Below are 11,582 nucleotides of genomic sequence, written 5' to 3'. Positions count from 1 at the left end.
GCCGCGCATCACACCTCTCAGCCCCAGGCGCCGCATCAGCCGCTCGACCGTGCAGCGGGCCACCGTCGTGCCCTCGCGCGCCAGTTGCCTCCAGACCTTGTCGGCCCCATAGACCTGCATGTTGGCCTGCCAGACGCGCTGTATCGCCGGAATGAGGACATCGTCGCGGAGTGCTCTGGCGCAGCGCTTATGCGGCTCGCGCAGCAGCGCCGCGTGCCGCCGGTAGCCCGACGGGGCGACCTGCAAGACCCTGCAGATCGGCTCGACCCCGAAGGTGGCACGATGCCTGTCGATGAAATCCCTCAGGACTTCAGCCGGCGGTCGAGCTCCGCCTGGGCGAAAAACGCGCTCGCCAGCTTCAGGATCTCGTTGGCTCGGCGCAGTTCCTTGACCTCGCGTTCGAGCTCCTTCATCCGCTGGGACTCGCTGGTCGTCACGCCTTCTCGAACGCCGTTGTCGACCTCATCACGCTTGACCCATTCGTTCAGCGTCTGCGGCACGCAGCCGATCTTCGGTGCAATCGACTCGATCGCCGCCCACAGCGACGGGTATTCCCCACGGTGCTCCTGCACCATCCTCACTGCGCGCTCACGCACCTCGGGTGAGAACTTGTTCGACTTCTTCATGGCTCAATCCTCTCAGAGTGTTGAGCCTCCACAAAATCCGGGGCGATTCACAACGATTCGCACTGATACCTTAAGCAACAGGTCACTCGCAGAGCTCCTATTCGCCTCATGCGCTTTGTAGTCCCGCTGCAAAAGGTCGTTTAGCTGAATCCAAGTCTCTTCTTTGTGCAGGTACTCCGCCATCGCCTCATGCTCGCGAATTTGATGCACTGACTTGTCGCGCTCGCGCGTCGACTCAGTTAACTGATTATTTAAGTGGTTGTACTGGCGCTTCAGCGCTCGGATTGCTTCGGCTTTGCCACGAGCCAGCCATGCCATTTCGTTGACCTGAGAGAAAAACTCTCGAACCTGATACGCCGACTCCGTTTCGCCCCAAACCCACAGCTTGTTCACGTTGGCGCTCATCACCGCAATTTCAGTGAAAGTGATTTCCTTGTCGAGGTCGCTTTCGGGCAAGCTAGCGATTAAGCCTTGCACCTTTTGATAGTCCGCAAGCATGCCGCTATAAATCTCTTGCCGAGCCTTCGTGACGCGATCGAGTCTCGCGCGTTCATGTTCGGCTTTGATCTCTCGTTCCTGCCGCTCCCTGTCATCGGCCAGTTGCCTGTCTTGGGAATTCCTGCTGAACTTCAGCTGCTTGTTTGTATTCCAGATGGTTACCAGCACCGCTATCGCTGGAACGACTGCTGCCCAAAAAGTCGGATCGACATACCAGTCCTTGTCCTTCTTTCCATCTTGTAACTGAACGGTGATCGCGTTATATGCCGGGGTCACAGGCACCGTCGCGGTTTGAGGCCCAGTTGGCCCGGGCACAGGTGCTGATGCAGCCTGCGCGGGAGCAGCAACGGTGGGTACGGGTTGGGCGACAGCAGTGGTGATCATGGCCGCGCCATTGTGCCTACGGCGTTCTTTAAAGGGTCATGGAGAGATCGATCTATCAACTAAATAGTCGAACTACGAAAGCTTCACGATCGCATCATCAACCTCGCACTGAACCGAAAGCCATGGTCAAGCCAGCATTACGAGGCGCGTCACATATTCCTCGCAGCATGGGAGGCAAGGACGAATTCGGCAACCTCTGCGGCTGACCCCGAATGAGCACTACGTCATTCACCTTCTGCTATGGAAGCCGGACTTTGACAATCAGATATTCAGCGTGCAATGCTTCATCAACGACAGCATCAACATCCGCAGACCACACCGCTTCGGCCAGTTCCGCTGGACCAAACGCGTGTGCCGCGCCGTTGCCTTGCAGGGTATCCACAACTCACGGGACCATCCGAGCCCCTCACATCTGGCGATTGAACGCTAGCAGTGATCTGGGCACCTGGCAGTCCGCACTCAATAGACGGGCGGCGAAATTCGCAGCCCGTCAGACCGGCCGCTAGGTGCCGGTCGCAGGCGCCTCCTTCCGCGCCTTCTCGTTCAGCTGAAACAACTCCCCAGCCTTCCGCGCCAGTTCAGCCGCAAGCCAAAGCAAGTTGTCCAGTTGCCGAGGCCCATCCCCGCTGAACCAGTCGATGTCTTCCCCGTGGCAGACCCACAGGAGAGCTTCGAGCTGAGAGAGGGTGTTTTCAAGAAGATCCGCCGAGTCTTGGGCGTTGTCTTCGGAAGCTCCGGGCGTGGGTGGCCGGGCTATAGTGTTGGTAGCCATTTTTGTGCGTTCCTTCCAAGGTTGTTGCACTGATTTGGTTAGACGGTCGGGATGCTAGTAACACCCCGGCCGTCGCCTTTGATACCTCGCATCTGCATCGCTGCTTTCGCACCGACAACCTGCCGCGAGGCAAGCAGCCTTCAAAGATCTGTGTGCTGTGTGTGTAGCGCCTTCCTTGTCCCCTTGTTGGGGTAGTGAGTGACAGGGGCATTCACTGTAGAGAACGTCTCGGCGCTATAGCCGTTACGAGCGGCACGAAGTCTCGATAAGCGCGAACAAATACAGCTTCTGCAATACGCCGTGCAAGGGCCTCGCCGGCCTGCTGCCACCGTGCAAGGAAGCGCCACATTTGCTTCCACGCAAGACACAAATCCGGCAGCTGGCACCGCGTGCCGCCTGACACACCCGACCCGAGCCGGGCATGCCTGCGTTCACTGCCGCGGAAACGGCTTGCTCAGGTAGCGCGAGCCTTTCTCACCGAAGCGCCAGGGCAGTTCGATCGCCTTCGAGATGCCGATGCGCGGCCCGACCGCGATCTCCAGCGGCGGGTGGTCGCCGGGTTGCGCCAGCAGCGCGAAGGGCGGCGCGTTCAGCGCCATGCCGTCGAAGCCAAGGTCCACACCGAGCGCCTGGCCGACCCGGCCGGGGCCTGCGCACAGCAGCCGCACGTCGTCGAGGCCGCGTCGCTCTCGCATGCGCTCGATGCCGTGGGTGGGCTCCAGCGCGCGAATCAGCACTCCGGCGCCGTGCCCGGCCTCGCGGCAGACAAAGTTCAGGCACCAGTGAATGCCGTAGGAGCGGTAGACGTAGGCGCGTCCCGGCGGGCCGAACAGCGCGGCATTGCGCGGCCGCAGGCCGCCGAAGCCGTGGGCGGCGGGCTCCGTGCTGTCGTAGGCCTCGGTCTCTACGATGCGCCCGCCCACGCCGTCGATCAGCAGGGTCACGCCGATCAGGCGGCGCGCCACCTCGAGCGACGGGCCTTCGAAGCCGATCGATCCAGCGACGGGGAGCAGGGCATCAGGAGACATGCGCGCGAATGGTAGCCGCGCCGGCGCGCTGCAGGCAGCCCAGCAGCACGCGAAACGCCGGCTCGATGTCGGCCTCCTGCACGCACGCGTACCCCAGCAACAGCCCGCGCTGTGCGCCGCCTCGGCGGTAGTAGCGCGATAGCGGGCGCGTGAGCACGCCTTGGGCCTCGGCGTCGCGCGCCACCGCCACGTCGTCGCTGCCCTCGGGCAGTTGCAGCACCAGGTGAAGCCCGGCATTGCTGGCCTGCGGATGCAGAAACGCCGGCCCCAGGTGCGTGGCGATGAGCCCCGCCAGCAGCGCGCGCCTTCGCGCATAGAGCACCCGCATGCGGCGGATGTGCGCCGCGTAGTGGCCCTGCTCGATCAGCTCGGCCAGCGCCGCCTGCGTGATGGCATGGCCTTCGCGGTACAGGTCGGCATGCGCGGTGCGAAAGGGCGCGGCCAGCGCGCGCGGCAGCACCATGTAGCCCACTCGCAGCCCCGGGAACAGCGTCTTGCTGAAGGTGCCGACGTAGATCACCGGGCTGTCGGCCTCCAGGCCCTGCATCGAGGGAATCGGCCGGCCCGCGAAGCGGAATTCGCTGTCGTAGTCGTCCTCGAAGATCCACCCGCCCGAGGCGCGCGCGTGGTCGAGCAGGGCGCGGCGGCGCGCCAGGCTCATCACCGAACCCAGCGGGTACTGGTGCGAGGGCGTCACGAAGATCAGGCGCGGCGGCGTGCCTCCGCGCGGCCAGCCGGCCTGGGGGCTTTCGTCGCCGGCCTCCACTTTCAGCGCGCGCACGCGCGTGCCGTCCATCTGCAGCACCTTGTGAAAGCCCCAGTAGCCGGGCTCTTCGACCCACACCGTGTCGCGCGGGTCCGCCAGCATGCGCAGCGACAGGTCGATGGCCTGGTGCACGCCCTCGGTCACCAGCACCTGGTTTGCGTCGCATCGCACGCTGCGCGCCACGCGCAGGTGCTCGGCAATGGCCTCGCGCAGCGCGGGGTGCCCGCCGCCGTGCGAGTAGGTCAGCAGCTCGGGCGTGGGCGCGCGCCACAGCCGCGACACGATGCGTCCGAAGGTGCGGTGCGGGAACTGCGTCACGTCGGGCACGCCGGGCATGAAGGCGCCCCATTGGCGTGGCGCGGCGGAGGCGTCGGCCACCAGCGCCTGTGCGCGCTTGGCGAGCCGCACGGTGCCGGGCGCCTCGGGCGCGACGGTGCGCGCGCGGCCGGCGCTCAGCTGGCTCTCGGGCGTGGTCGCGGCCACGAAGGTGCCGCTGCCCACGCGCGAATGCACATAGCCCTCGGCCTGCAGCTGGGCATAGGCGTGCAGTACGGTGTTGCGCGACATGGCGGTCTCGCGCGCCAGGTCGCGCGAGGCGGGCAGGGGGCTCGAAGGCGGCAGGCTGCCGTCGAGGATGGCCTCGCGCAGGCAGTCGTAGAGCTGGCGGTTCAGCGCCGTCGCCGCGGTGGCCGCGTCGGGGGCCAGGCGCTGCAGCACGAGGTCGGCACAGATGGATTTCATGCGGTTTTCAATTGGCCCCATGCGTTGTAGAAAAAGTGGATCTTTTCGGTGGGGCCAATAGGGGATTCAATCAGATCTTCCGAGCGATCACCACCCCCTTCTTTTTCAAGCGAGCCTCCATGACCACCAACAGCGAACTCAAGACCCGCCGCCTTGCCGCCACCCCGCGCGGCGTCGGCGTGATGTGCGACTTTCATGCCCAGCGCGCCGAGAACGCGAGCCTGTGGGACGTGGAGGGCCGCGAGTACATCGACTTTGCCGCCGGCATCGCGGTGCTCAACACCGGCCACCGCCACCCGAAGCTGGTCGCCGCCATCCAGGCGCAGCTGGCGAACTTCACGCACACCGCCTACCAGATCGTTCCCTACGAAAGCGTGATCTCGCTGGCCGAGCGCCTGAACGCGCTGGTGCCCATTGCGGGCCCGGTCAAGACCGCCTTCTTCACCACCGGCGCCGAGGCGCTCGAAAACGCCGTGAAGATCGCGCGCGCCCACACGGGCCGCGCCGGCGTGGTGGCCTTCGGCGGCGGCTTCCACGGCCGCACGCTCATGACGCTGGCCATGACGGGCAAGGTCGCCCCGTACAAGCTGGGCTTCGGCCCGTTCCCGGCCGACGTGTTCCATGTGCCGTTTCCGAGCGGGCTGCAGGGCGTGAGCGCGGCGGACTCGCTGGCCGCGCTGGCGCGCCTGTTCAAGACCGACATCGACCCGAAGCGCGTGGCCGCGATCGTCATCGAGCCGGTGCAGGGCGAGGGCGGTTTCAACGTCGCGCCCACCCAGCTGATGCAGGGCCTGCGCGCGCTGTGCGACGAGCACGGCATCGTGTTCATCGCCGACGAGGTGCAGAGCGGCTTCGCGCGCACCGGCAAGCTGTTCTCCATGCAGCACCATGGCGTGGAGCCCGACCTCGTCACGCTGGCCAAGAGCCTGGCGGGCGGCATGCCGCTGTCGGCGGTGTCGGGCCGTGCGCACATCATGGACGCGCCCGCACCGGGCGGCCTGGGCGGCACCTACGCGGGCAACCCGCTGGCCGTGGCCTCCGCGCACGCGGTGCTCGACGTGATCGAAGCCGAGAAGCTGTGCGACCGCGCCGCCGAGCTGGGCTCGCGCCTGGTGTCGCGGCTGCTTGACGCGAAGGAGTCGAACCAGGCCATCGCCGAAGTGCGTGCGCAGGGCTCGATGGTTGCCATCGAGCTGTGCGACCCCGCCACCGGCGCGCCCGACGCCGAAGCCGTGAAGCGCGTGCAGGCCAAGGCGATGGAGCAGGGCCTGCTGCTGCTGAGCTGCGGCATGTACGGCAACGTGATCCGCTTCCTGTACCCGCTGACCATTCCCGATGCGCTGTTCGAGCGCGCGCTGGGCATCATCGACGGCGCACTGAAGGCATGAGCGGGATCACTGCAATGAACAACACCCACGCCCTGGGCCTGAAGCGCCCCGACCTGCTGAAGCCCGCCTGCCTCATCGACGGCGAATGGACCGCCGCCGACAGCGGCGCCACGCTCGCCGTGACCGACCCCGCCACGGGCCGGCACATTGCCGACGTGCCCCGCATGGGCCGCGCCGAGACCGAGCGCGCCATTGCCGGCGCCGCCGCCGCGCTGCCCGCGTGGCGCGCACGCACCGCGCGCGAACGCGCCCAGGTGCTGCGCCGCTGGGCCGACCTGATGCTCGCGCACCAGGACGACCTGGGCCGCCTCATGACGCTGGAGCAGGGCAAGCCGCTGGCCGAAGCGCGCGGCGAAATTGCGTACGCCGCCTCGTTCATCGAATGGTTCGCCGAAGAAGCCAAGCGGGTCGACGGCGAGGTGCTGCAACCTCAGCGCGCTGGCCAGCGCATCGTGGTGCTCAAGCAGCCCATCGGTGTGTGCGCCGCCATCACGCCGTGGAATTTTCCGGCCGCGATGATCACGCGCAAGGTCGCCCCCGCGCTGGCCGCGGGCTGCACCATCGTCGTGAAGCCGGCCGAGCTCACGCCGCTGAGCGCCTTTGCGCTCGGCGTGCTGGGGCTCGAGGCCGGGCTGCCGCCGGGCGTGCTGCAGATCGTGACCGGTGACGCGCCGGCCATCGGTGCCGCGCTGTGCGAGAGCGACACCGTGCGCAAGCTCAGCTTCACCGGCTCCACCGGCGTGGGCCGCCTGCTGATGCAGCAGTGCGCGCCGACCATCAAGAAGCTGTCGCTCGAACTCGGCGGCAATGCGCCGCTGATCGTGTTCGACGACGCCGACCTGGAGCGCGCGGTCGAGGGCATCGTCGCCTCCAAGTTCCGCAACGCCGGCCAGACCTGCGTGTGCGCGAACCGCATCTACGTGCAGTCGGGCATCTACGACGCGCTCTCGCAGCGGCTGGTGCAGGCGGTGGAAGCGATGCAGGTGGGCAACGGGCTGGAAGCCGGCGTGGCGCAGGGCCCGCTGATCGATGCGCGCGCCGTGGCCAAGGTGCGCGAGCACATCGACGACGCGCTCTCGCAGGGCGCGCAGCTGCGCACCGGCGGCAAGCCGCACGTGATGGGCGGCACCTTCTTCGAGCCCACTGTGCTCACCGGCGTGACGCAGCGCATGCGCGTGGCGCGCGAGGAAACCTTCGGTCCGCTGGCGCCGCTGTTTCGCTTCGACACCGAAGAAGAAGCCATCGCGATGGCCAACGACACGGTGTTCGGCCTCGCGGCCTATGTGTTCACCGAAGACCGCCGCCGCATCTGGCGCGTGGGCGAGCAGCTGGAGACGGGCATGGTCGGCATCAACACCGGGCTCATCTCCAACGAGGTCGCGCCCTTCGGCGGCGTGAAGCAGTCGGGGCTCGGCCGCGAAGGCTCGCGCCACGGCATCGAGGACTACCTGGAGCTCAAGTACCTCTGCCTGCAGGACTGATGAATTCGCAAGGCCGTCAGCCGACGGCCTTGATGAGCCGCTCGCGCCCGGCCTTCGCCAGCATGGACGCGACCGCGCACGAGGCGAGCCGTGCCGATTCCGAATCGGCGCGGCTCGTGAGGATCACCGGCACCTTCGTGCCCAGCACGATGCCCGCGGCGTAGGCGCCGCCCAGGAAGGTGAGGCTCTTGGCGAGCATGTTGCCCGCGTCGAGGTCGGGCACGATGAGCACGTTGGCGCGGCCGGCCACCGGCGACACGATGCCCTTGATGCGCGCGGCCTCGGGGTCGATGGCGTTGTCCATGGCCAGCGGGCCGTCGAGCTGCGCGCCGGTGATCTGGCCGCGGTCGGCCATCTTGCACAGCGCGGCGGCGTCCAGCGTGGAGGGCACCTTGGGGTTGACGGTTTCCGTGGCCGACAGAATCGCCACCCGCACGGCAGGCATGTGCAGCGCATGCGCAAGGTCGATCGCGTTCTGCACGATGTCGACCTTCTCCTCGAGCGTGGGCGCGATGTTGATCGCCGCATCCGAAATGACCAGCGGCTGCGAGTGGCCCGGCACGTCCATCACGAAGCAGTGGCTGATGCGCCGCGAGGTGCGCAGGCCGCCTTCGCGGCGCACCACCGCGCCCATGAGCTCGTCGGTGTGCAGGCTGCCCTTCATCAGCGCGTCGACCTCGCCGCGCAGGGCCATGGCCACGGCGGCATCGGCGGCCGCATGGCTGTGCGGTGCGTCCACGATGTCGAAGGCCGACAGGTCGGCGCCGATGGCCGCCGCCGCGGCCTGGATGCGTTCGCGCGGGCCGACGAGCACCGGCGCAATCAGGCCCAGCCGCACGGAAGACAGCACCGCTTCGAGCGACACGTCGTTCACCGGATGCACCACGGCCACGCGCAGCGGGGGCAGGGTGCGCGCCGCGGCGATCAGGCGGTCGTAGTGGGGGTGTGCGGCGGTGGATGAAGACGCCATGCGGGCTCCGGAAAGTGGAAGAAGAAGCGGCGCGAGCGTGGGGGTCAGGACGCCCGGATCAGCGGATGCCGCAGCACACGCTCGCAGACGGTGCGCTTGTCGGTCAGCTTCGCGTGTTCCTGCAGCCACGCCTTTTCTTCGGCCGGCGTGGCGGCCTTGGTGCCGGTGGCCTTGGCGTGCGTGAGCCGCGCCACGTCGAGCGCGCGTTCGAGCGCGTTCTTGCATGGCCGGTATTTCTCGGTGGCGTCGGTCTCGGTGGGCCATTGGCCAACCTGCTTTTCCAGCGTCTTGGTGACGGTGTTGAAGGTCTTGCGCTCGGCCATGGCCCGCAGGTCGGTCACCTGGCTGGCCAGTTCGTTGAGCATGTGCTGGGAAGTCTCGGCGAGTTCACGCACCGACTCTTCGTCGGCCGCAAGCGCGTTCTGGAGACATGCCATCGTCAGGACGGCTGCGCACAGCCATCGGTTCTTGGGCGGGAACGGGAACTGCATGGCGGCAAAGCTTAGTCGATACAGTGCGGCAGGGTCATTGCATCGCAACGGCAATGCGAGACTTCGGCCGGTGGCGGCTGCACTCTTCCTTCAAGGCAACACATGAAAAAACTCACCCTGACCCTCGCGCTCCTGACCCTGTGCACCGGCGCCCTGGCGGCCGAGCTGAAGGTGCTGACCGCTGGTGCCTTCAAGCCCGTGGTGGTGGCGCTGGCCCCGGTGTTCGAACAGCGCACGGGTCACAAGCTCAGCATCGACAACGACACCACCGGCGCGCTGCAAAAGCGCATCGGCAACGGCGAGGCCTTCGACCTGGTGGTGCTCACGCCGGCCGCCATCGAGCAGCTGGGTGCGTCGGGCAAGGTGGCGGCCGGCAGCGCCGCGCGGCTCGCGCGCGTGGCCATCGGCGTGGCGGTGAAGCAGGGTGCGCCCGCGCCGGACATCTCCAATGTGGCCAGCTTCAGGCAGGCGCTGCTCGACGCACGCGCGGTCGCCTACATCGACCCGGCCGCGGGCGGCTCCAGCGGCGTGTACCTGTCGCAGCTGTTCGTGAAGATGGGCATCGCGCCGCAGATCCAGGCCAAGGCGGTGCTGGTGCCCGGCGGGCTGGTGGCGCAACGCGTGGTGAACGGCGAGGCCGACATCGCGGTGCACCAGGTCAGCGAGATCCTGGCCGTGCCGGGCGCCACGCTGGTCGGGCCGATTCCGGCGGAGGTGCAGAACTACACCGTGTACGCGGGCGCGGTGGGCTCGGCCGCACGCGACCCGTCGGCCGCGCAGGCCTTCCTGGCGCTGCTGGGCAGCGCCGAGGGGCGTGCGGTGCTGGTGCAGAAGGGCATGGAGGCGCCCTGACGCGCCCCGCCCATGCCCGGCTACAGTCGGCCGGGATCGGGCATTCACGAGAAGGAGCCGGCCATGCACATCGAGGCTTTCGACGAGGACCTGCGGCACCGTCACATCGTCCCTTTCAACCCCGCGTACGCCGAGGTGTTCCGGCAGGTGCTCGCCTTTGTTGCGCAGGGCATCGACGGCGTCGAGCTCGTGCACATCGGAAGCACGGCCATCGATGGCTTGAGGGGCAAGCCGATGGTCGACATCGCGGCCCTTTCGGGTCGTTCGGACCTGCGCGAAGAGCAGGCCGCGTTCGAGCGCCTGGGCTTCCACCGGCGCCCGGTGTGGGTCGACAAGGACGAGAAGCCCTATGTGTGCGGCAGCGTGCGGCACGAAGGACAGACCTACAACGTGAACGTGCACATCTGCCATCGGGGAGATCCGGTGCACGTCGATTCGCTGGCCTTCATCGACATCCTGCGGCGCAGGCCCGACCTGCGAGAGAGATACGAGCGTGCCAAGGATCGCGCGCACGCCATCGATCCGGCGAACCCGCAGGTCTACAACCGCGAGAAGGAAGCTGTCATCAGGCAGATTCAGGCGTCCCGCTGACCCCAAAAAAAACAGCCCGCACGAAGGCGGGCTGAATGGCCCCGATCTCGCAAAGGGCCTGTGGAGGGAGGTGTCCGCCGGAGGAATCAAGCGGACAGGGGAATGATGGCGACCGAATTGGGAGATTTTGTGGAGGCCCGTGGCGGGCGGGTGCTTGTCTACACTGCGCACGCACATCCCTATCCACTCTCCCAAGGCAACACTCCCACCATGACCTACCAGCCCGGACTCTTCAACGGCAAGCGCGCACTCGTGGCCGGCGGAACGCAGGGCATCGGCGCCGTCATCGCCAACCACTTGGCCGCGCTCGGTGCGCAGGTCACGGCGCTGGGGCGCAGCGGCGGCGACGGCACGCTCGATGCGGCGGTCGAGCTCAGGCAGGCCGACATCGGCTCGGGCGCCGGCCTCGACGCGGCGCTGGCCGACATCGAACGGCTCGACATCGTCTTCAACTGCGCGGGCATCCTGCAGCGCGGCGCCGAGCACGACATCGAGGTGTTCGAGAAAGTGCTCGCCGTGAACCTCACCGGCACCATGCGCGTGTGCGGCGCCACGCGAGAGCGGCTGAAGGCCAGCAAGGGCTGCATCGTCAACACGGCGTCGATGCTGAGCTTTTTCGGCGGCGGCCTGGTGCCGGCCTATGCGGCCAGCAAGGGCGGGGTGGCGCAGCTCACCAAGTCCCTGGCCATCGCCTACGCGGCGGACGGCATCCGCGTGAACGCGGTGGCGCCGGGCTGGATCGCCACGCCCATGACCCAGGCGCTGCAGGACGACGCGGCGCGCGCCGGCCCCATCCTGGCGCGCACGCCCATGGGCCGCTGGGGCACGCCCGACGATGTGGCACGCGCGGCCGTGTTCCTGTGCACGCCGGCCGCATCGTTCATGACCGGCGTGATCCTGCCGGTGGACGGCGGCTACATGGTGAGTTGAGGCCGCGCGAAGCAGCGAAGGTGGCATCCTCAGGCGTATGGATAATGGCCGGCCTTCCCGGCTG

The 11,582-nt window shown here is 67.4% G+C and carries 11 protein-coding genes, 1 pseudogene and 1 other annotated feature; of the genes and pseudogenes, 5 read left to right on the top strand and 7 right to left on the bottom strand.

The genetic code is table 11. From position 1 onward, the window contains the following. The 5 genes and pseudogenes from AC1DJH_RS27950 to pdxR all read right to left on the bottom strand — a co-directional run. Window positions 1–626 (bottom strand): annotated as a pseudogene (locus tag AC1DJH_RS27950) (IS3 family transposase); the annotation flags it as partial. Continuing rightward, window positions 232–348, bottom strand: a sequence feature (AL1L pseudoknot). It overlaps the preceding pseudogene by 117 nt. A 12-nt stretch (window positions 627–638) precedes the next feature. After that, window positions 639–1,508 (bottom strand): hypothetical protein, encoded by an 870-nt coding sequence (locus AC1DJH_RS27945; protein WP_478187904.1) that lies wholly within the window; start codon window positions 1,506–1,508, stop codon window positions 639–641. A 502-nt stretch (window positions 1,509–2,010) separates the two neighbouring features. Then, entirely contained in the window at window positions 2,011–2,280 is a 270-nt protein-coding gene (locus AC1DJH_RS27940; protein WP_478187903.1) for a hypothetical protein, read from the bottom strand. 431 nt (window positions 2,281–2,711) lie between these two features. Then, window positions 2,712–3,308 (bottom strand): DNA-3-methyladenine glycosylase, encoded by a 597-nt coding sequence (locus AC1DJH_RS27935; RefSeq protein WP_478187902.1) that lies wholly within the window; start codon window positions 3,306–3,308, stop codon window positions 2,712–2,714. Continuing rightward, the gene (pdxR, locus tag AC1DJH_RS27930) at window positions 3,298–4,815 is read right to left on the bottom strand and encodes a MocR-like pyridoxine biosynthesis transcription factor PdxR (RefSeq protein ID WP_472118425.1); all 1,518 of its coding nucleotides are present in this window, start codon (window positions 4,813–4,815) and stop codon (window positions 3,298–3,300) included. The genes AC1DJH_RS27935 and pdxR overlap by 11 nt, the downstream gene beginning before the upstream one ends. A 119-nt stretch (window positions 4,816–4,934) precedes the next feature. Between pdxR and AC1DJH_RS27925 the strand changes: the two genes are divergently transcribed. Continuing rightward, window positions 4,935–6,203: a 4-aminobutyrate--2-oxoglutarate transaminase gene (locus tag AC1DJH_RS27925; RefSeq protein WP_472118422.1), complete on the top strand. Its 1,269-nt coding sequence runs from the start codon at window positions 4,935–4,937 to the stop codon at window positions 6,201–6,203. A 14-nt stretch (window positions 6,204–6,217) separates the two neighbouring features. Further along, a complete protein-coding gene (locus AC1DJH_RS27920) occupies window positions 6,218–7,684 on the top strand; it encodes an NAD-dependent succinate-semialdehyde dehydrogenase (protein WP_472118420.1) in 1,467 nt (488 codons plus the stop codon). Between the two features lie 16 nt (window positions 7,685–7,700). Here AC1DJH_RS27920 and AC1DJH_RS27915 read toward each other — a convergent pair whose 3' ends face one another. Beyond that, window positions 7,701–8,654 carry a phosphate acetyltransferase gene (locus AC1DJH_RS27915; protein ID WP_472118417.1) on the bottom strand — a complete coding sequence of 318 codons (954 nt, stop codon included), beginning with the start codon at window positions 8,652–8,654 and terminating at the stop codon, window positions 7,701–7,703. 44 nt (window positions 8,655–8,698) lie between these two features. Then, complete coding sequence (locus AC1DJH_RS27910; RefSeq protein ID WP_472118414.1) at window positions 8,699–9,145, bottom strand: hypothetical protein; 447 nt, start codon at window positions 9,143–9,145, stop codon at window positions 8,699–8,701. 102 nt (window positions 9,146–9,247) lie between these two features. On the opposite strand from AC1DJH_RS27910, the gene AC1DJH_RS27905 reads away from it, so the two are divergent. The 3 genes from AC1DJH_RS27905 (at window position 9,248) to AC1DJH_RS27895 (ending at window position 11,518) form a co-directional block, all read left to right on the top strand. After that, the gene (locus AC1DJH_RS27905; protein WP_472118411.1) at window positions 9,248–9,997 is read left to right on the top strand and encodes a molybdate ABC transporter substrate-binding protein; all 750 of its coding nucleotides are present in this window, start codon (window positions 9,248–9,250) and stop codon (window positions 9,995–9,997) included. 12 nt (window positions 9,998–10,009) lie between these two features. After that, the gene (locus AC1DJH_RS27900) at window positions 10,010–10,588 is read left to right on the top strand and encodes a GrpB family protein (protein ID WP_472118408.1); all 579 of its coding nucleotides are present in this window, start codon (window positions 10,010–10,012) and stop codon (window positions 10,586–10,588) included. Window positions 10,589–10,798: 210 nt separating this feature from the next. Beyond that, a complete protein-coding gene (locus AC1DJH_RS27895) occupies window positions 10,799–11,518 on the top strand; it encodes an SDR family NAD(P)-dependent oxidoreductase (protein WP_472118405.1) in 720 nt (239 codons plus the stop codon). Window positions 11,519–11,582: the final 64 nt, after the last annotated feature.

The sequence above is a fragment of the Variovorax sp. 10N412 genome, assembly GCF_056394985.1.
The sequence above is the reverse complement of the archived record's forward strand: the minus strand, read 5'-3'. Positions and strand labels throughout refer to the sequence as shown.